This window comes from Bradyrhizobium sp. RT6a, from assembly GCF_040547675.1.
Classification (GTDB): Bacteria; Pseudomonadota; Alphaproteobacteria; order Rhizobiales; family Xanthobacteraceae; genus Bradyrhizobium.
In genome coordinates, this window is the sequence record NZ_JBEPQC010000001.1 from 1,734,833 (window position 1) to 1,752,639 (window position 17,807).

At 64.3% G+C, this 17,807-nt stretch carries 22 protein-coding genes and 1 riboswitch; of the genes, 15 read left to right on the forward strand and 7 right to left on the reverse strand.

Annotated features, from left to right (window positions below):
- Positions 1-15: 15 nt before the first annotated feature.
- From ABIC03_RS08200 to ABIC03_RS08210, 3 genes are all read left to right on the forward strand, one after another.
- Positions 16-750 (forward strand): TlyA family RNA methyltransferase, encoded by a 735-nt coding sequence (locus tag ABIC03_RS08200; RefSeq protein ID WP_354057008.1) that lies wholly within the window; start codon positions 16-18, stop codon positions 748-750.
- On the forward strand, positions 743-1,990 hold the full coding sequence (locus ABIC03_RS08205; protein ID WP_354057010.1) for a class I SAM-dependent RNA methyltransferase: 1,248 nt from the start codon (positions 743-745) through the stop codon (positions 1,988-1,990). The genes ABIC03_RS08200 and ABIC03_RS08205 overlap by 8 nt, the downstream gene beginning before the upstream one ends.
- 107 nt (positions 1,991-2,097) lie before the next feature.
- Positions 2,098-3,156, forward strand: a complete 1,059-nt coding sequence (locus ABIC03_RS08210; protein ID WP_354057012.1) for an Acg family FMN-binding oxidoreductase — start codon at positions 2,098-2,100, stop codon at positions 3,154-3,156.
- Between the two features lie 6 nt (positions 3,157-3,162).
- Here ABIC03_RS08210 and ABIC03_RS08215 read toward each other — a convergent pair whose 3' ends face one another.
- On the reverse strand, positions 3,163-3,765 hold the full coding sequence (locus ABIC03_RS08215; RefSeq protein WP_354057014.1) for a hypothetical protein: 603 nt from the start codon (positions 3,763-3,765) through the stop codon (positions 3,163-3,165).
- 166 nt (positions 3,766-3,931) lie between these two features.
- On the opposite strand from ABIC03_RS08215, the gene ABIC03_RS08220 reads away from it, so the two are divergent.
- Positions 3,932-4,990, forward strand: a complete 1,059-nt coding sequence (locus ABIC03_RS08220) for a class I SAM-dependent methyltransferase (protein WP_275171768.1) — start codon at positions 3,932-3,934, stop codon at positions 4,988-4,990.
- 42 nt (positions 4,991-5,032) lie between these two features.
- Positions 5,033-5,200 carry a hypothetical protein gene (locus ABIC03_RS08225; protein ID WP_275171767.1) on the forward strand — a complete coding sequence of 56 codons (168 nt, stop codon included), beginning with the start codon at positions 5,033-5,035 and terminating at the stop codon, positions 5,198-5,200.
- Positions 5,201-5,204: 4 nt separating this feature from the next.
- Here the strand turns inward: ABIC03_RS08225 and ABIC03_RS08230 are convergent, their stop codons facing one another.
- Both ABIC03_RS08230 and ABIC03_RS08235 read right to left on the reverse strand, forming a co-directional pair.
- On the reverse strand, positions 5,205-5,837 hold the full coding sequence (locus tag ABIC03_RS08230; RefSeq protein WP_275171766.1) for a hypothetical protein: 633 nt from the start codon (positions 5,835-5,837) through the stop codon (positions 5,205-5,207).
- Between the two features lie 176 nt (positions 5,838-6,013).
- Complete coding sequence (locus tag ABIC03_RS08235) at positions 6,014-6,883, reverse strand: DUF1194 domain-containing protein (RefSeq protein ID WP_275171765.1); 870 nt, start codon at positions 6,881-6,883, stop codon at positions 6,014-6,016.
- 241 nt (positions 6,884-7,124) lie between these two features.
- Positions 7,125-7,194: riboswitch (Fluoride riboswitch) on the forward strand.
- Between the two features lie 136 nt (positions 7,195-7,330).
- On the opposite strand from ABIC03_RS08235, the gene ABIC03_RS08240 reads away from it, so the two are divergent.
- From ABIC03_RS08240 to ABIC03_RS08275, 8 genes are all read left to right on the forward strand, one after another.
- Entirely contained in the window at positions 7,331-8,542 is a 1,212-nt protein-coding gene (locus ABIC03_RS08240; RefSeq protein ID WP_354057017.1) for an MFS transporter, read from the forward strand.
- Positions 8,543-8,549: 7 nt separating this feature from the next.
- On the forward strand, positions 8,550-8,948 hold the full coding sequence (crcB, locus tag ABIC03_RS08245) for a fluoride efflux transporter CrcB (RefSeq protein ID WP_354057554.1): 399 nt from the start codon (positions 8,550-8,552) through the stop codon (positions 8,946-8,948).
- Between the two features lie 4 nt (positions 8,949-8,952).
- Entirely contained in the window at positions 8,953-9,381 is a 429-nt protein-coding gene (gene crcB, locus ABIC03_RS08250) for a fluoride efflux transporter CrcB (RefSeq protein ID WP_354057019.1), read from the forward strand.
- Between the two features lie 2 nt (positions 9,382-9,383).
- Positions 9,384-9,725, forward strand: a complete 342-nt coding sequence (locus tag ABIC03_RS08255; RefSeq protein ID WP_354057021.1) for a DUF190 domain-containing protein — start codon at positions 9,384-9,386, stop codon at positions 9,723-9,725.
- Positions 9,726-9,768: 43 nt separating this feature from the next.
- Positions 9,769-10,074: an ATP-dependent Clp protease adapter ClpS gene (clpS, locus tag ABIC03_RS08260; protein ID WP_007594672.1), complete on the forward strand. Its 306-nt coding sequence runs from the start codon at positions 9,769-9,771 to the stop codon at positions 10,072-10,074.
- Positions 10,075-10,253: 179 nt separating this feature from the next.
- The gene (locus ABIC03_RS08265) at positions 10,254-10,448 is read left to right on the forward strand and encodes a hypothetical protein (RefSeq protein WP_275171760.1); all 195 of its coding nucleotides are present in this window, start codon (positions 10,254-10,256) and stop codon (positions 10,446-10,448) included.
- A gap of 178 nt (positions 10,449-10,626) precedes the next feature.
- A complete protein-coding gene (locus ABIC03_RS08270) occupies positions 10,627-10,878 on the forward strand; it encodes a hypothetical protein (protein ID WP_354057024.1) in 252 nt (83 codons plus the stop codon).
- A gap of 61 nt (positions 10,879-10,939) precedes the next feature.
- Complete coding sequence (locus tag ABIC03_RS08275; protein WP_354057026.1) at positions 10,940-12,109, forward strand: sensor histidine kinase; 1,170 nt, start codon at positions 10,940-10,942, stop codon at positions 12,107-12,109.
- Between the two features lie 44 nt (positions 12,110-12,153).
- On the opposite strand, the gene ABIC03_RS08280 is transcribed toward ABIC03_RS08275, so the two are convergent.
- The 4 genes from ABIC03_RS08280 to fabI form a co-directional block, all read right to left on the reverse strand.
- Positions 12,154-13,344: an adenylate/guanylate cyclase domain-containing protein gene (locus ABIC03_RS08280; protein WP_354057028.1), complete on the reverse strand. Its 1,191-nt coding sequence runs from the start codon at positions 13,342-13,344 to the stop codon at positions 12,154-12,156.
- A 72-nt stretch (positions 13,345-13,416) separates the two neighbouring features.
- A complete protein-coding gene (gene aroC, locus ABIC03_RS08285) occupies positions 13,417-14,505 on the reverse strand; it encodes a chorismate synthase (protein ID WP_354057030.1) in 1,089 nt (362 codons plus the stop codon).
- A gap of 183 nt (positions 14,506-14,688) precedes the next feature.
- Positions 14,689-15,288: a histidine phosphatase family protein gene (locus ABIC03_RS08290; RefSeq protein ID WP_354057032.1), complete on the reverse strand. Its 600-nt coding sequence runs from the start codon at positions 15,286-15,288 to the stop codon at positions 14,689-14,691.
- A gap of 14 nt (positions 15,289-15,302) precedes the next feature.
- Positions 15,303-16,118: an enoyl-ACP reductase FabI gene (gene fabI, locus ABIC03_RS08295; protein WP_027568710.1), complete on the reverse strand. Its 816-nt coding sequence runs from the start codon at positions 16,116-16,118 to the stop codon at positions 15,303-15,305.
- Positions 16,119-16,291: 173 nt separating this feature from the next.
- On the opposite strand from fabI, the gene ABIC03_RS08300 reads away from it, so the two are divergent.
- Together ABIC03_RS08300 and ABIC03_RS08305 are read left to right on the forward strand one after the other, a co-directional pair.
- On the forward strand, positions 16,292-16,780 hold the full coding sequence (locus tag ABIC03_RS08300; protein ID WP_007594679.1) for a sigma-70 family RNA polymerase sigma factor: 489 nt from the start codon (positions 16,292-16,294) through the stop codon (positions 16,778-16,780).
- Between the two features lie 106 nt (positions 16,781-16,886).
- Positions 16,887-17,657: an anti-sigma factor family protein gene (locus ABIC03_RS08305; protein ID WP_354057035.1), complete on the forward strand. Its 771-nt coding sequence runs from the start codon at positions 16,887-16,889 to the stop codon at positions 17,655-17,657.
- Positions 17,658-17,807 lie beyond the last annotated feature (150 nt).

Here is a 17,807-nt window from a genome sequence, read left to right on the forward strand (position 1 = left end):
GTCTTCGGAGAGATTATGTCCCCTGCCCGCAAGCGCGCGGATGTTCTGCTGGTCGAGCGCGGCCTGTTCGAGAGCCGGGCGCGAGCGCGCGCGGCGATCGAGGCCGGGCTCGTCACCGCCGACGACAAGCAGGTGGTAAAGCCGTCGGAGTCCATCGCCGAGGACGCCATGATACAGGCCGAGGCCGCGCACCCCTACGTCTCCCGCGGCGGCGTCAAGCTCGCCGGCGCGCTGGAGCGCTACCCGATCGAGATCGAGGACCATATCTGCCTCGACGTCGGTGCTTCCACCGGCGGATTCACCGAGGTGCTGCTGGCGAACGGCGCGAGCCTCGTCTTTGCCGTCGACGTCGGCACCAGCCAGCTGCATCCCTCGCTGCGCGGTCACTCCAAGATCGTGTCGATGGAAGAGACCGACATCCGCGCCTATGACGGCAGGCGCCTGCCGGCGCGGCCCGATGTCGTCGTGATCGACGTCAGCTTCATCTCGCTCAAGACGGTGCTGCCCGTGGCGCTGTCGCTGGCGGCCGCGCCGATGAGCCTGCTGGCGCTGATCAAGCCGCAATTCGAGGCGGACCGGAAGCACAACAAGAAGGGCATCGTCCGCGACGCTGCCGTGCACCGCGAGATCTGCGACGACATCGCAGCCTTTGCTGCCTCGCTCGGCTGCACCGATATTGAGGTGTTTCCGTCGGCGATCACCGGCGGCGACGGCAACATCGAATTCTTCCTGGGCGCGCGCCGTGGTTGAGCGCCTGACGATCGATCACGTCGGCCATCGCGGCGATGGCGTCTCGCTCGACGCTGGCGATGCCGTCTATGTGCCCTACACGCTCGGCGGCGAGACCGTCGAAGTCGATCATGTCGTCGGCAACCATCCCGACCGCCGCAAGCTGCTGGCAGTGGATGTCGCCAGCCCCGAGCGCGTCACACCGTTCTGTCCGCATTTCGGCGTCTGTGGCGGCTGCGCGATCCAGCACTGGGCGACTGAACCGTACCATGCCTGGAAGCGCGGCATCGTGGTCGAGACCCTGGCCCAGGCCGGCATCGACTGCGAAGTGGCATCGCTGGTCGACGCCCACGGTGCGGGGCGCAGGCGCATCACGCTGCACGGCCGGTTCGGCACGCATGACATCCTCAAGGTCGGCTTCTCGGCTGCCAGCTCGCACGACGTCATCCCGATCGATCGCTGCCCGATCCTCGATCCCGGGCTCGAGGGTGCACTCGATGCCGGTTGGGCGCTCGCCGAGCTGCTGACGTCCAAAATGCCGGTCACGAAACCGCTGGACATCCAGGTCACCGCGACCGCCAACGGTCTCGACGTCGACGTGCGCGGCTCCGGCCCGCTGCCAACGCCGCTCGTGACGGCGCTGTCGCGCGTCGCCGAGCAGCACCGCCTGGCGCGGCTGACACGGCACGGCGAACTGGTGCTGCAACGACTGCCTCCGACCGTGCAGATGGGCCGTGCTGAAGTGACGCTGCCGCCGGGCTCGTTCCTGCAGGCAACCGTCGCGGGCGAAGAGACGCTTGCGTCGCTCGTCGCGGAGCGCGTCGGCAAGGCGAAGAACGTTCTCGACCTCTTCTGCGGTGTCGGGCCGTTTGCGTTGCGGCTGGCCGAGAAGGCCCGCGTCACCGCCCATGACAACGACGCCGGCGCCATTGCAGCGCTCGAAAAGGCCGCACGCACGCCGGGGCTCAAGCCGATCAAGGCCGAGCCGCGCGATCTGTTCCGCCGTCCCCTGGTGGCGCCGGAGCTGCGCGATTTCGAAGCCGTCGTGTTCGACCCGCCGCGCCAGGGCGCGCAGGCGCAGGCCTTGAAGCTCGCCGCGAGCAAGGTGCCTGTGGTGGTCGCGGTCTCCTGCAACGTCGCAACATTTGCCCGCGACGCGCGGCTATTGATCGATGGCGGCTACAAGATGGATGCCGTGGTGCCGGTTGATCAGTTCCGGCATACGCCACACGTCGAGCTGGTGGCGCGTTTTGTGAGATAACCGCGTCCTCCCCTTTGATGCCGGTCAACCGACCGGCTCTGCCGTTGCGCTTAGCTCGCGCGGGAATGGCCGCGGAGCGGATGATGGCGATCGACCGACGACGATTCATGACCAACACGTTCGGCATTTCCGCGGCGGCGCTCACGGCCAGTCCCGCGGAGGCCTCGACCAGGAGCTATGAGGACGCGGTACACGCGGCTCGGGCCCCGCTGCGATCGACCCCGAGAGATCGCGAGCTCGTGCGTTTTGCGACACTCGCGGCCAACAGCCACAACACGCAGCCCTGGATTTTTTCTGCCCATGACAATGAAATCGTGATCAGGCCCGACGTCGCACGCCGCTGTCCCGCGGTCGACCCGGACGATCACCACCTCTTTGTCAGCCTCGGCTGCGCCGCCGAAAATCTCGCGCTTGCGGCGGCAACGCTGGGCTGGCGCGCAAACCAGACGGCCGACGGCGACCGGATTGTGATCGCACTCGACCAAGCTCCGCCTGCCGCATCGGCGCTGGCCGCCGCAATTCCAGTCAGGCAATGCACCCGTGCCGCATTCGACGGTAGGCCGGTCGCACCCGAGATGTTGCGCCAGCTCGAGGACGCCTGTCGCGAGCCGAACGTGTCGGCAATCCTGCTGACCGAACGCGCTGCCATCGCCAAAGTCACCGACTATGTGCTCGAAGGCAATTCCGCGCAAATGCGCGACAAGGCTTTCATGAGCGAACTCGTGAGCTGGATGCGCTTCAACGAGGCGGATGCGGTCGCGTCCATGGACGGACTATTCTCGCGCGCGTCAGGCAGCCCGTCACTGCCGGCATGGGTCGCGCGGCCGCTGCTGAAGCTCGTCTTCACCGAGCAGGGCGAGAACAGAAAGTACCGTGACGAACTCGACAGCTCCGCTGGGGTCCTCGTGCTTGCCGCCGACCGGAGCGACATATCGCAGTGGATCGCGGTCGGACGCGCTTGCCAGCGGTTCGGTTTGCAGGCGACCGCACTGGGGCTGAAATATTCCTTCGTCAACCAGCCGGTCGAGGTGCCGAGACTGAGGTCGCAATTCGCAGCCTCACTCGGACTCGGCGAGCGGCGTCCTGACATTGTGATCCGTTTCGGAGAGGGGCCGGATTTGCCGAAATCGCTGAGGCGCAGCCCGGAGCAGGTGATGCGCGGATGATCCAGTCTAGCGTCGAAGGCCGCCCAGGGCCGGCGACTCGCCGGGCAGCATCGACGAGTTGATGTCGCTGTCCATGCGCCCGGATTGCTGCTGGGTGAAGCCGGCGCCGAACGACAGGCTGAGGTTGGAGGTCGGCTTGAACTCGACACCCGCGAATGCGCCATAGCCGGGCGAGGCGCTGGAGGTGAGCGGCGCAAGCGAGCTGCCAATGCCGCCGCCGTATTTCAGTGTGTCGAAACCGGCAAAGAACGTGACGGGCATGCCACCCGCGGTCTTGGTGTTGTAACCGAACTGCGTGCTGTCGTAGGAGAGCGCGCTGAAATTGCCGCTCAGTCCGGCCGGGCTGAGGCCGCTCCAATTGAGGTTGCCATGCTGGCTGCCGACAAAGAAGCCGTTCGCAAGATTGCTGCGGCCGCTCGCGTCGCCGCCATTGAAGCTCGGGAAATTGCCGTAGCTGTCGGCGCTCTGGCCGGCAACGCCGCCGAAGCCGAAAGGTCCGCCGGGGATCCAATATTGCAGCGGTGCACCTTGCGCATGAGCCGGCGCTTCGCCGAGGCAGAGCAGGGCAAGAAAAACCGCGAGACCGCAAGAGCGTGTAAGCCTGGACATCCAAATACCGTCGAAAAGCTTGCGAATTATACCCACCAGACATCATGAATGCCAGCATAGCGACACCAGTCTTCCCTTGAGTTCCGGGATCACGTTTTCCTGCCAATTGAACTTCCCGCATGCCGGATTGACCCACCTAAGGGGGCGCGTCAGCACGGAGGCTGTCATGGAGGTCAATTCCGACAGGTTGAATGCCTTTATGGGCAAGATGGTCACCGAATTCGGGGCGGCGATGAATGCGTCGCTGGTCCTGCTCGGGGACAAGCTCGGTCTCTACCGTACCCTTGCCGCCAAGGGACCGATGAACTCGTCCGAGCTCGCAAGCGCCACCGGGACGGCGGAGCGCTACGTCCGCGAATGGCTCGCGAGCCAGGCGGCGTCCGGCTACATCGAATACGATTCCGCTTCGGCAAAATTCTCGATGCTGCCGGAGCAGGCGATGGCGCTTGCCGATGAGGACAGTCCGGTGTTCCTCGGCGCGTTCGGCAATGTCATTGCCTCGGCGTTTCTCGACGAGCCGAAGGTCTCGGACGCATTCAAATCCGGCAAGGGCGTCGGCTGGAACCGGCGCAGCGAATGCCTGTTCTGCGGCACCGCCCGCTTCTTCCGGACCGGGTACATGCATCATCTGGTGCAGGAATGGTTGCCCGCGCTCGACGGCGTCGTGGACAAGCTGAAGCGCGGCGCCAAGGTCGCCGATGTCGGCTGCGGGCACGGCGTCTCGACACGGCTGATGGCGGAAGCCTTCCCGAACTCCCGCTTCTACGGCTTCGACTATCACGAGGGTTCGATCGAGGCCGCGCGAAAGGCGGCCACCGAAGCCAGATTGGGCGACCGGGTCAGCTTCGCTGTTCATTCCGCCAAGACCTATCCGGCCGAGGGCTATGATCTCGTCTGCTTCTTCGATTGCCTGCATGACATGGGCGATCCCGTCGGCGCCATCGACCACGTGCGCGAGACCATGGCAAAGGACGGCACCTGCATGCTGGTTGAGCCGTTCGCAGGCGACCGCCTCGAGGACAATCTCAACCCGGTCGGGCGGGTCTATTATGCGGCGTCGACCATGATCTGCACGCCGGCCTCGCTCGACCAGGAGGTGGGCCTCGCACTGGGCGCGCAAGCGGGCGAGGCAAGGCTGCGCAAGGTCGCGCGAGAGGGCGGACTGACGCGCTTCCGTCGCGCCGCTGAAACGCCCTTCAATCTGATTCTGGAGGCGCGGATCTGATCTTCCCCATTGCGGCGCGTGGCTACGGCATAGGCCATACCGATGCTGCAGCCACGCCTGGCGCCGACATCCTTGCCTCGCTCGCGCCGCAACGAAAGCTGGCCGCCGCAAATGATCGGCAATGGCGCTTTGGCGCCCGCCTGCGACGTCTTGCGTCAGATCGACCGGCAATTGAAGGCGCTGACGCGGTCCAGCGAGCAGCAGCCGTGATCGGCTACGCCGTCCTGTCCACCGCGGACGATGTATCCGACGGCGGATATTTCGTCACGGGCACCACGAACGACTTGTTGCGGACCTGGTAGATGATCTTGCCATTCTGCCCGTCGTCGGTCGCAATCTGCGCCTGCCCGAACATGATGACGTTCTTGTAGACGGTGCCGGTGCCCTGACGGGTGACGCCATCGGTGGTGACGCTGACCTGCGCTTCGTTGCCGTTGACAGCGAGCACCCTGAAGCTCGCGCTCTTGCCATTGTCACTGGAATAGCCGCCCCAGCTTCCCATCAGGCGGCTGTCGGAGGCCGGCGGCGCCTGCTTCTCGAGAGTCGCGGTCTGCTTGCCCGCGCCTGCAGATGACAACAGCACCAGACTCTTGCCGTCCTTGGTGCCGACCGTGACCGTGCCGAAGGTGAGAAGCGAACCGGCGACCTCGCCAAAACCGCGCTCCGTGCGTCCGTTATGGGTGTACTCGACCTGCGCCCGGGCACCGCGGATGTTCACGACCTTGAAGCTGACGGGCTGGTTGTTGCCGGCCCAATTGCCTTTCCACTCGCCGAGCAGAGAGCTCTGGTGATACACCCGCTCGAGAGCGGGAGAAATCTGGCTGGTGCTCGACGTGACGATGGCCATTGGATTGCTCGGCGGATTTGTCTGACAGGCCCGCTTGGTTCGCGCCCCGACAGGAACGTCAGAACAGTATCCGGAAACAATTGGAAGCAGCCGATTAGGGCCACGCAACAGTTAACGCATGGTTAAAATTCCATCGCAGGCAAATAGGGCAAAAGGTCTCGTCCGGTAGGCTGCGCTCAGCGACCCCAGCGGTCCGACCAGATCTTCTCGCCAATCATGCAGTTCACACGCGGCTCCTTGTCCTTCTCCGCAACGCGCATCACCGGGCGTTCCGGCATACGGCCCGCAACCTCCATCAGGAGCTTGGTGCGGATGGCTTCCTTGAACTTGTCGCGGTCCTTGATCGTGATGACGAAGGAACCGGGGCCGCCAATGACGCAATCCTCATAGTAGAAGTCGAGATTGTCGATATCCATGGTCGAATAGGACGGCTCCTTGACCATGATCGGCAGACCGTTGATGACGATGCCCTTCTCGATCGCTGCGTCGCGCGCAATCGTGACCGGCGTGCCATTGTTGTTGGGACCGTCGCCGGAAATGTCGATCACGCGGCGCAAGCCCCGATAGGGATCCTCGTCGAACAGCGGCATCGCGAAAGTGATCGCGCCGGAGATCGAGGTGCGCGAGGCGCGCCGGATCGGCGTCTTCAAGATTTCGGCGGCGACGGCATCGGCGGTCTCCGGTCCATCGACCAGCCGCCAGGGGATGATGATCTTCTGGTCGGTCGAGGCGGCCCACTCGAAATAGGTCACCGCGATCCGGCCGTTCGGGCCCAACTTCAGCGCCTGCAGGAATTCCTTCGACTGGATCGCCTGCGCATAGCCTTCGCGCTGGACCGCGAGCTCGTCCATGTCCATGGAGTAGGAGACGTCGACGGCGAGGATCAGCTCGACATCGACCGTCTGGGCGTCCCTGTCGGCTGCTTGCCGCTGCGGCTGAATTTTAGGCGACTCAAACTTGGGTCCTGGTGCCGCGATGCCCGCGACGTCCCCTCCGGCAAACATGCCGGTCATCAGCACAGCCCCGATCGAGAACAGCAAGCGCATCGCAGCCTCCCGTCGTATGACGCGATGGTGACATGCAATCGCCTTGCCGCAAAGTCCGAAGATCGCTTGCGCTTCACATTCCAGTTAGGGATTTGCGAGTTAGCATTTGCGGCTCGGGAATTATGAAGCATTACGCAAAGCTGCCGCCATATTGCCCCGTTCGCGCCGCTCCCGGAATGACGGACCACTGGACAGAGCACCCTCGCCTACTTGTCCGGCGCGATTTCCATGCTAGGCTGGCGATACAGATGGGGATGGAGTCCCCCGACAACCGCCCGTGACCGTAGTGGGCTGATGACTCCTGCTTGAGGAGGGGCAATTTCTAGGCCTCTGCCTTCGGCGGGAGCATGGACACACCCGCCGCTGGCGGGTTTTTTGTTGTCTGGATGCGAAGGCCAAGGAGAGGTCAAGCAGAGGTCAAGCAGAGGCCGAGGAGAAGTCCTGGACGTGACGACGACAACACCGAATGCTGCACGTGCAGGGCTGCCCAAGGGGATCTGGGTGCTCGGTTTCGTCTCGATGCTGATGGACGTCTCTTCCGAGATGATCCACGCACTGCTGCCGGTCTATCTCGTCACCGTGCTCGGCGCCTCCACGCTCACCGTGGGCTTCATCGAGGGCATCGCCGAGGCGACAGCCTCGATCACGAAGATCTTCTCCGGCGCGCTGTCCGACTGGCTCGGCCGGCGCAAATTGCTCGCTGCGCTTGGCTACGGGCTCGCCGCACTGACAAAACCGCTGTTCCCGCTTGCCCCCAGCGTCGGATGGCTGGTCGCCGCGCGCTTCATCGACCGCGTCGGCAAGGGCATTCGCGGCGCACCGCGCGATGCGCTGATCGCCGATATCGCCCCCATCGGCCTGCGCGGCGCGAGCTTCGGCCTGCGTCAGTCGCTCGACACCATCGGTGCGTTCGTCGGGCCGCTCATGGCGATCGGTCTGATGTGGTGGACGGCGGACAATTTTACGGTGGTGTTCTGGGTGGCCGTGCTGCCGGGCTTCCTGTCGTTCGGACTGATCGCGTTCGCGGTGAGCGAGCCGGAGCCGGATCCAGGCCGGGAGCCGTCAAGGAATCCGCTGAACACCGCCGCGATGCGCCAGCTCGGATCCGTATACTGGCGCGTGGTCGCGGTTGGCGTCGTGTTCACGCTGGCGCGTTTCAGCGAAGCTTTCCTGATCCTGCGCGCACAGAACATCGGGCTCAATGCGATGTGGGTGCCGGCGGTGCTGGTGCTGATGAACATCGCCTATGCGTTGTCGGCCTATCCGGCCGGCGTGCTCTCGGACCGGATCAACCGCACCGGCCTGCTCGCGCTCGGCCTCGTCTTCCTCGCCGGCGCCGATCTCGCGCTCGCGCTGCTGCCAAGCCTTGGGGGCCTCGCCCTGGGTGTCGTGCTGTGGGGGCTGCATATGGGATTGACGCAAGGCCTGCTCTCGGCCCTCGTCGCCGACGCAGCGCCACCGAGTCTGCGCGGCACTGCGTTCGGCTATTTCAACCTGTTCACCGGCCTTGCCTTGCTGGCCGCAAGCGTGATCGCCGGCGCCTTGTGGGATGCCTATGGTCCGGCCGGCACCTTCCTGGCGGGGCTCGGCTTCGCGCTGGTCGCGCTCATGGGACTATTTGCCGTCGGCAACGGGCTGGCAACGGAGGAGAAACGATGACGGGGGGCTGTTCGCCGTGCTGAGCGGAGTGCTAGCGATCATGATCGGCAGCGTGCTCGGCGGCTGCGCGCGCTATTTCATCTCCGGCGCGATCGCCCGGCGGCTGGGCGAGACGTTTCCGTGGGGCACCGTGACCATCAACGTCACCGGCGCCTTTCTGATCGGCATTTTTGGCGCATTGGCGACCCATCCCGGCTCGCTCTTCGCCGCGCCCGATCCATGGCTGTTCGCGGTCACCGGCTTTCTTGGCTGCTACACCACGGTGTCCTCGTTCAGTCTGCAAACGCTGACGCTGGCGCGCAACGGCGAGCCGATGCACGCGCTGGGGAATGTCGCGGTCTCGGTCGTGCCCTGCCTCACCGCCGTCAGTTGCGGCTTCCTCCTCGCGGACGCTCTGGGAGGCTAGGCAGATGAAGTCCCCCTCCTCTGCCGATCGCTGGCGCACCGCGACGCTCTATGCCTGGGTTGCTGCCGGCAGCATGGTCGGCGGGCTGACGCGCTATCTGGTCGGGCTTGCGCTCGGCACCGGCTCCGGCTTCCCCGTCGCGACGCTGTTCATCAACGCCACGGGCTCACTGATCATCGGCTTCTACGCGACGCTGACCGGGCCCGACGGCCGCCTGCTGGCGCGGCCCGAGCACCGGCAGTTCGTCATGACCGGGTTCTGCGGCGGCTACACGACGTTTTCGACCTTCAGCCTGGAGACCTTCCGCCTGTTCCACGGCGGCATGAAATATACGGCGCTCGCCTATATCGCGGCATCCGTCATTTGCTGGCTGGTGTCGGTATGGGCAGGCCATATGATAGCCAGCGGCACCAACCGATTGACGAGGAGGTGACCATGCAAATCCCCAACCAGGCAGTTTCGCTCCGGATCTTCATTGGCGAGAACGACCATTTCCACGGCAAGCCGCTCTATGAAGCGATCGTGATGACGGCGCGCGAGCGGCATCTGGCCGGCGCCGCCGTGCTACGCGGCCCCATGGGCTTCGGCAAGTCGAGCCGGCTGCACACTTCGAAGATTCTGCGGCTCTCGGAAGACCTGCCGCTGCTGATCGAGATCGTCGACAGCGAGGACAACATCAATGCATTCCTGCCCATCCTGGATGGCATGATGTCGAGCGGCCTGATCACCTTGGAGAAGGTGCAGGTCTTGCAATATGGTGCAAAGGCCGCGCGCTGAGCGCGCCGGCAGGAACCGGAGCCCGCCATATCCGGGAGGCGGAATGAACGATACCGTTGCCAAACCGAAAACCAGGACGAAGACCAAGGTCGAGCGGCCGAAGCTGCATAAGGTCATCCTGATCAACGACGACTTCACGCCCCGCGAATTCGTCACGATGATCCTCAAGGCCGAGTTCCGGATGACCGAGGATCAGGCCTACAAGGTGATGATCACCGCCCACAAGCTCGGCGCCTGCGTGGTCGCGGTGTTCACCAAGGACGTCGCCGAGACCAAGGCTACCCGCGCAACGGATGCCGGCCGCACCAAGGGCTATCCGCTGCTGTTCACCACGGAGCCGGAGGAATAGTGGCACCGGTCAGGCTTTGGTGCTTTGGCGCCCTCTTTCGATTTCGGCGCCGAAACTGCTCTTCCGAATAGTGTATCTATTGGCCGTCAACAGGCGCATGGTGAGCCATCACCGGCCCGTCACGGCATCCATCGGTGACTGAGAGAGTCTTTGCGCTCCCGCCCAATGCGGAGCGTCCCGTGCAAGACACCACCAAAAGAAATATCCCGCTGAGCAATCGCCTTGCCCAATTGGCGGCCGAGGCTCGCCGTCGCGCAGAGATTGCCCCGCCCGGTGTTCAGCGAGAAGCGCTGCTCAAAGCGGCGCGATTGAGCGAAACGGCCTCGCACATTCATGACTGGATAAGCCTGCCTGGCTCCAAAACACCGAGGTAGTGGCAAGCCAACCTGGTCGGCGGCCTCTTCACGTCGAGTGATGATCCGGGCTAAGGGCGGCGTCCGCCTTCAAATCACGCCTCAAATATAAGTTGTATAAAATGAACTATATTTCATTTTGGTTGTTGTAACAGCGTCCCCAATGAAGTGGGGCGGTCAACAGCCAAAGCAGCCCCAAATGATGAAATCTCTTATCGCGTTCGCGATGTTCGCGCTCCTCGGAGTGTCCGTAATGGTGTTGCCCGGTTTTGCTCCGCAAGTAAAAGCGCGCGAGACCGTTGCTTTGGCGAAGGCGGACCGGCTGGCGAGCCATCCGGTGGCCAGGAATTGCGTAGGCCAGGTCTGGCCGGACTTCGAAGCATCGTGTCTACGCCGAGGTGAATCCGATGTCAGGATTCATGAAGCTCGTTTGGTGACGGCGCGCCGCTAGACCAACAATCGCAAAGCGCCGACCGGGCTTGTCGGATGATCCAGGAAAGTGTCGTGCACAGATGTCAACACCTCCAACCTCCTTGCCGAATGTTCTCGTCGTCGAAGACGAGATGATCCTGCGCATGCGCGCAGTCGATATCGTGGAGGATGCAGGCTTCTGCCCTGTGCAGGCCGTCAACGCCGACGAAGCCATCGCAATCCTCGAGTCGCGGTCGGACATCTCGCTTCTGTTCAGCGACATACAGATGCCCGGGACCATGGACGGCCTGAAGCTGGCCCACGCGGTGCACGATCGCTGGCCTGCCATCAAGATCGTGCTCGTCTCCGGTCAGGTAAAGCCGTCTGAAAACGAAACGCCGGCGGACAGCCGCTTCTTTCGCAAGCCGCTCGCCGTCGACGAAATGATCTCGCAGTTACAGACGATGATCGGAGCGGGCGCGCTAAAAATCCTCCCGACCACAACGACGGATCCCGGGGAAAACCCTGAGGGTGCTCGATCGCCACAGGAATCGGTTCTGGTAGCGGAGAACGACAATCTGCGCCTTTTGCTGGAACAGGCCGACACCGACGCCAAGGTCCTGCTCGCTCAAGCCGGCATCGAAGCCCACGAGCGCGAGGCGGCCGACAAGTTGCAAAAGCTGATCCTCGGAGAGCTGCATCATCGCATCAAGAATACGCTTGCGACGGTGAGCGCAATCGCAGCCCAGAGCTTCCGGGCCGCAATCAATCTCGAGCAAGGCCAAAAAGCCATGGATGGCCGCTTGCTGGCGTTGGGGCGTGCCCACGACCTGTTGATACAGGTCAGCTGGTCAAATGCGAGCCTCACTCACACCCTGAGCGGCGCCACCGATCCTTTTGATAGTCAGGGGGGCCGACGATTCCATTTCAATGGGCCGGATCTCCGGATCACGTCCGGTGCCGTGATAGCGCTCGCCATGACGTTCAACGAGCTCTGCACCAACACCACGAAGTTCGGCGCGCTGTCCAGTTCCTCCGGGCATGTCGAGGTCGCATGGACGGTGGACGAGATCGAGCAAAGGCTGCGCCTGAAGTGGAGCGAAAGCGGCGGCCCTGCGGTGGCGCCGCCAACACGACGGAGCTACGGCACCCGGATGATCGAGTCGCTCGGCCAGCAACTGAACGGGCAGGTGCGGCTGGCCTACGAACCGTCCGGATTTGTCTATCAGCTGGATGTACCGCTGAAGTCGGTGATGGCGGCGAACGCCTGAACTCTGCTCACCGGGTTGATGGCGGCGGACATCCGAGGACGACCTCAGGCCATCGCCACCGGCGTCTCCTCCGTCAGCCCGTACACGCGCTGCGCCTTTGAAAAGCCCGCGATAGGGAATTCGCCGAGCTCGTGCCAGTCGTGGCGGCAGACATTGGCGAAGCCTTCCGAGGCGACGACGGTCCGCCCCAGGCGACCCGTGATCTTCTCGAGTCTGGCGGCAAGGTTCACGGCGGGGCCGATGCAGGTGAAATCGAGGCGGTTGCCGCCGCCGATATTGCCGTAGAGGATGTTGCCAACGTGGAGCGCCACGCCGAAGCGGAAGCGCTCGACGACGTCGCCGACAGGATACGCGAGCGCCTCGACGCTGGCGCGGGATTCGCGCGCCGCCTCCAGCACTCGCGTGCAGACATGCGCGGCATCGCCGACATATTCGTCGATCGGGAATACAGCGAGCAGGCCGTCGCCCATGAATTTCAGCACCTCGCCGCCATGGCCGCGGATCGCGGTGACCTGGCAGTCGAAATAATGGTTGAGGATCTCGACCACGGTCTCGGCCGGCAGCCGGTCCGATAGTGCGGTGAAGCCGCGCAGATCGGAGAGCCAGATCGCAGCCTGCATGGTGTCGTTGTGGCCGCGGCGGATCTGACCACCAAGGATGCGCGCGCCGGCACGATTGCCGACATAGGTGTCCAGCAGCATCTCGGCGGTGCGGCGCAGGCTGATGATCTCGGTGATGCGCGCGAGCGGTTTGACGATGGCGTGAATCGCCGCGATGTGTTCATCGGTGAAGCCGCCTGGATGGCGCGTGGTCCAGCTCGTCGCGTGGACCGAGCCGTCGAGAAACTGCATTGGCGTCGCGACGTAGTCGGTTACGCCTTCGGCACGCATATCGTCGAAAAAAGGGAAATGCTTGCTGCCGGGATCGTCCATGCGTCCCCGCACCTCAAGTCCCTGCTCGAACACGACCCGCAGCGGACTTCTGGCGAATTCCGGCGTCTCCAGGATCGCGAAATCGACCGTGCCGATCTCGACCTCCTCGCCCTCCCGCCAGATGAAGTTGCGACCGAAAATTTCAGGATGCAGCGTGCGGATGAAGATGCCGAACCGCCATAGCGGCAGACCGGCTGCGACCATCCGTTCGCAGGCTTCCGCCGTCATCTCGGCCGGGGCCTTCGACGACCAGGCGCCGTCGATCAGCCAGCTGGTGATACGTTGGAGCTCGGAGCTTTCCATGTCCGCATTTGCGGACGAAGTTGTGGGGTCGTCAAGCTGCGCGGTGGGCTAGTACAAGCGCCTCGCGCAACGCTAGCGCCCGACCTGGCCGCGGTCGCGCAGGAAATGATCGGCCAACACACAGGCCATCATGGCTTCGCCGACGGGGACGGCGCGGATGCCGACGCAGGGATCGTGGCGGCCTTTGGTCATGATCTCGGTGTCGGCGCCGTTGCGATCGACGGTGAGGCGCGGCTGCAGGATCGACGAGGTCGGCTTGACCGCGAAACGCACCACCACCGGCTGTCCCGTGGAGATACCGCCCAGCACGCCGCCGGCGTGGTTGGACAGAAAACGCGTGCCGTCATTGCCGGTGCGCATCTCGTCGGCGTTCTCTTCGCCGGTGAGTTCGGCCGCGGCAAAGCCGGTGCCGATCTCGACGCCCTTCACCGCATTGATGCTCATCATTGCGGAGGCGAGCTCGGCGTCGAGCTTGGCGTAGATCGGCGCGCCAAGGCCGGCCGGCACACCTTCGGCGACGACCTCGATCACCGCGCCGATCGAGGAGCCGCTCTTGCGGATGCCGTCGAGATAGGTTTCGAAGAACGCGGCCTTGTCCTTGTCCGGACAGAAGAACGGATTCTTCGCGATCTCGTCCCAGTCCCACTTCGCGCGGTCGATCTTGTGCGGCCCGATCTGCACCAGCGCGCCGCGCACCTTGACATCGGGCAATACTTTTCGCGCGATCGCGCCGGCGGCAACGCGCGTCGCGGTCTCGCGCGCCGAGGAGCGGCCGCCGCCGCGATAGTCGCGCAGGCCGTACTTCGCTTCATAGGTGAAGTCGGCATGACCAGGGCGAAACTTGTCCTTGATCTCGGAATAGTCCTTTGAGCGCTGGTCGGTGTTCTCGATCAACAGCCCGATCGGCGTGCCCGTCGTCACCTGCGCGCCGGTCTCCGGATGCGCCATCACGCCGGAGAGGATCTTGACCTGGTCCGGCTCCTGGCGCTGGGTCGTGAAGCGCGACTGGCCGGGCCGGCGGCGATCAAGATCACCCTGGATGTCGGCCTCGACGAGCGGGATCATGGGCGGGCAGCCGTCGACCACGCAGCCGATCGCCACCCCATGGCTCTCGCCGAAGGTCGTGACGCGGAACATGTGGCCGAAGGTGTTGAAGGACATCCGTCTCTAGCTCGTAAGTCAGTGCTGACTTAACTCGCCCTGAAATTGGGGTCAAATGCCTACACAGTCGTCATGGCCGGGCTTGTCCCGGCCATCCACGTTCTTGGCCCCGCAAGCTCAAGAGAGCGTAGATGCCCGGGACAAGCCCGGGCATGACGGCGGAGGACGCGGAAGCGAACCGGCTTAACTAAACTTCTCCAGCCGCCCGTCCCGGAACACGTAGACGGCGCCCTGCTCGATATAGAGTTCGGCGGCGCTCGCCGGCGTCTCCAGGCCGAGTGAAACCATCAGGGCCCGGCAGGTCCCACCATGGGCGACCGCGACGGTGTCGGTCCGGAGCTGGTCGTACCAGGCGCGCACGCGGATCTGTACATCGGCGTAGGTCTCTCCGCCTGCGGGGCCGACCGTCCATTTGTCGGCGAGGCGCCGGGCGTAGATGTCGGGATCGGAGGCCTCGCTCTCGGCCAGCGTCAGCCCCTCCCAGACGCCGTAACCGATCTCACGCAGGCGGTCGTCGAGCGCATAGTCTGCAATCGGCAGTTCGAGCTTGCTCCGCGCCAGTTCCATGGTCTCTCGCGCGCGGCCAAGCGGACTCGAGACGTAAGCTAATGCAGCCTTGTCGCGGCCCTCGCGCTTGAATAGATCGGCGAGAATGCCGCCGGCCTGCACGGCCTGATCGCGACCGCGCGCGTTCAGCGGAATATCCTTGATGCCCTGAAGCCTGCCGAGCGCATTCCACTCGGTCTCGCCGTGGCGCAGATAATAGATCGTGGGCACGGGCATTGCTGGCTGAAAAGTTAGTCCTTCCCGCCGAACGAAATGTCAGGCGCGTCCGGGCGCTTCATGCCGAGCACGTGATATCCGGAATCGACGTGGTGCACCTCGCCGGTGACGCCGCGCGAGAGGTCGGAAAGGAAATACAGCGCGCTGCCGCCGACGTCTTCCGTGGAGACGTTGCGCCGCAGCGGTGCGTTGGCCTCGTTCCACTTCAGGATATATCTGAAATCGCCGATGCCGGACGCCGCGAGGGTCTTGATCGGCCCCGCGGAGATCGCGTTGACGCGGATGTTCTTCTCACCGAGATCGGCGGCGAGATAACGCACGCTCGCTTCGAGCGCCGCTTTCGCGACGCCCATGACGTTGTAATGCGGCATCCACTTCTCGGCGCCGTAATAGCTGAGCGTGATGAGCGAGCCACCGTCGGTCATCAGCTTCTCGGCGCGCTGCGCCACGGCCGTGAACGAATAGCAGGAGATCAGCAGGGACTTCGAAAAATTCTCCTGCGTGGTGTCAACGTAGCGCCCGTCGAGCTGCTCGCCATAGGCGATCGCATGCACCAGAAAATCGATCTTGCCCCACTTCTCCTTCAGCACCGCGAAGGCCGCATCGATGGTCGCGGCATCGGTGACATCGCAATGGCCGAGCACGAGCCCGCCGATCTCAGCGGCGAGCGGCTCGACGCGCTTCTTCAGCGCATCGCCCTGATAGGTGAAGGCGAGCTCGGCACCGGCTGCGTGGCATGCCTTGGCAATGCCCCAGGCGATCGAGCGGTTGTTGGCAACGCCGAGGACCACGCCCCGCTTGCCCTGCATCAGACCTGAATTCTGCGCCATTTTGCTAACGTCCCGTCGAGCTCCCGGTGAGGTTTGGAGGTACACCAGCCCTCCGTTGCGGTACAGTCCTAATACGCGGCGTTAACGCTGTTTCAAGCGCCGGAATAGCCGTTCCGCTCGGGTGTTATGATCGTTGTGGCGCTCGCGCCGAACATCAGGACGTCAAGATCGCAATGAGTGCGTTTCGCCAGAGTGTTGAAGCCATGATCCCGGCGTTGCGCCGCTACGCCCGTGCGCTCACGCGCGAGGCGGATGCGGCCGACGATCTGGTGCAGGATACGCTGGTGCGGGCGCTGCGTTCGGAGCGCCTCTTCCTCGGGGGCGACGTCAGGAGCTGGCTCTATACGATCCTGACCAACCTCAACAAGAACCGGCGGCGTTCGCTGGCACGGCGCCCGCAATTCATGCAGCTGACGGAGAACAATCCCGATGCCAGCGGGACCGAAGCCGAAGGGCGCGATATCGAGAGGGCGCTGGCGACGCTCGTCGAGGAGCAACGCTCGGTGCTGCTCCTGGTCATGCTGGAGGGCATGAGCTACCGCGAGGTCGCCGACATCCAAGGCGTGCCGATCGGCACCGTGATGTCGCGCCTGGCACGCGCCCGCGCCCACGTTAAAGCCTCGCTGGAGGGTGAGCGCCCGGCGCTCAGGCGGGTGAAATGATGGCAGGATTAATGCATCGCGCCGGTCGTCTCTCCTGCATGGCGTGGGGAGCGGCGCAGTTGAACCACGAAGAACATTTTGGGCCGCAGAGCCAGAGACGATCGATATGAACGACCGCAAGATTCCAGTGACCGAGGACGAACTGCACGCCTATGTCGACGGCGAGTTGCCGGCCGAGCGCCGCGCCGACGTCGAGGCCTGGCTTGCCGCGCAGCCTGAGGATGGCGAGCGCGTGCAGTCCTGGCGCGCCATGGCCGAGATGCTGCACGCCCGCTACGATTCCGTCGCCCAGGAGCCGGTGCCGGCGCGGCTGGAGCTCGAGCGGCTGGAGCGCCGCCCGCGGCACTGGCTCTATGGGGCCGCCGCGGCCGTGCTGGTGGCCTTCGTCGCCGGCGGCACCGTCGGCTGGCTGGCGCATGGTGCCGCCAACGCGCCCTCGACCTTCCAGAGCTTTACGACTGACGCGCTCGACGCCCACCGCCTCTATGTCGTCGAGGTTCGCCATCCCGTCGAGGTCGGCGGCAACGAGCGCGACCACCTCCAGGCCTGGCTGACCAGACGCTGCGGCTGGACCGTGTTTGCACCGAACCTGGAGGCGAGTGGACTGAAGCTCGTCGGTGGCCGCCTTTTGCCGGGGCCGAACGGGCCGGCGTCGTTCCTGATGTATGAGGGCGCCTCGGGCGAGCGATACACGATCTACACCGCCAAGACCGAGAACGGCGCGACGCAGATGCGCTACGCCGGAATGGACAAGGATGGGGCGCTGTTCTGGTCGGAGCGAAACGTCGGCTACGTCGTCAGCGGTGGCGGCGACCGCGACCGGCTAACCAAAGTGGCGCAGGCGGTCTACGACCAGGCAGAGAAAAACGGCACCTAGACAACCACGCAACCGCGGTGCCTCGATTCCGACATTGAAAATTTGGAATGAAGACATCGGCGCGTCTCATTATCGCACCAGATGATCACGCGAAAATGAGCAGCGTTCGATCCGCCGATCGACGCGGGCGGCCTCGATTGGGGTTTTTGG

Coding starts and splice junctions, on each gene's coding strand:
- ABIC03_RS08225 (WP_275171767.1), top strand. CDS start 5,033: ATGCTGCAGCCACGCCTGGCGCCGACATCCTTGCCTCGCTCGCGCCGC.
- fabI (WP_027568710.1), bottom strand. CDS start 16,118: ATGGCGCAGAATTCAGGTCTGATGCAGGGCAAGCGGGGCGTGGTCCTC.
- crcB (WP_354057019.1), top strand. CDS start 8,953: ATGAAGTCCCCCTCCTCTGCCGATCGCTGGCGCACCGCGACGCTCTAT.
- ABIC03_RS08280 (WP_354057028.1), bottom strand. CDS start 13,344: ATGGAAAGCTCCGAGCTCCAACGTATCACCAGCTGGCTGATCGACGGC.
- ABIC03_RS08235 (WP_275171765.1), bottom strand. CDS start 6,883: ATGCGCTTGCTGTTCTCGATCGGGGCTGTGCTGATGACCGGCATGTTT.
- ABIC03_RS08305 (WP_354057035.1), top strand. CDS start 16,887: ATGAACGACCGCAAGATTCCAGTGACCGAGGACGAACTGCACGCCTAT.
- ABIC03_RS08255 (WP_354057021.1), top strand. CDS start 9,384: ATGCAAATCCCCAACCAGGCAGTTTCGCTCCGGATCTTCATTGGCGAG.
- aroC (WP_354057030.1), bottom strand. CDS start 14,505: ATGTCCTTCAACACCTTCGGCCACATGTTCCGCGTCACGACCTTCGGC.
- ABIC03_RS08215 (WP_354057014.1), bottom strand. CDS start 3,765: ATGTCCAGGCTTACACGCTCTTGCGGTCTCGCGGTTTTTCTTGCCCTG.
- ABIC03_RS08200 (WP_354057008.1), top strand. CDS start 16: ATGTCCCCTGCCCGCAAGCGCGCGGATGTTCTGCTGGTCGAGCGCGGC.
- ABIC03_RS08220 (WP_275171768.1), top strand. CDS start 3,932: ATGGAGGTCAATTCCGACAGGTTGAATGCCTTTATGGGCAAGATGGTC.
- ABIC03_RS08270 (WP_354057024.1), top strand. CDS start 10,627: ATGATGAAATCTCTTATCGCGTTCGCGATGTTCGCGCTCCTCGGAGTG.
- ABIC03_RS08210 (WP_354057012.1), top strand. CDS start 2,098: ATGACCAACACGTTCGGCATTTCCGCGGCGGCGCTCACGGCCAGTCCC.
- ABIC03_RS08300 (WP_007594679.1), top strand. CDS start 16,292: ATGAGTGCGTTTCGCCAGAGTGTTGAAGCCATGATCCCGGCGTTGCGC.
- clpS (WP_007594672.1), top strand. CDS start 9,769: ATGAACGATACCGTTGCCAAACCGAAAACCAGGACGAAGACCAAGGTC.
- ABIC03_RS08230 (WP_275171766.1), bottom strand. CDS start 5,837: ATGGCCATCGTCACGTCGAGCACCAGCCAGATTTCTCCCGCTCTCGAG.
- ABIC03_RS08275 (WP_354057026.1), top strand. CDS start 10,940: ATGTCAACACCTCCAACCTCCTTGCCGAATGTTCTCGTCGTCGAAGAC.
- ABIC03_RS08290 (WP_354057032.1), bottom strand. CDS start 15,288: ATGCCCGTGCCCACGATCTATTATCTGCGCCACGGCGAGACCGAGTGG.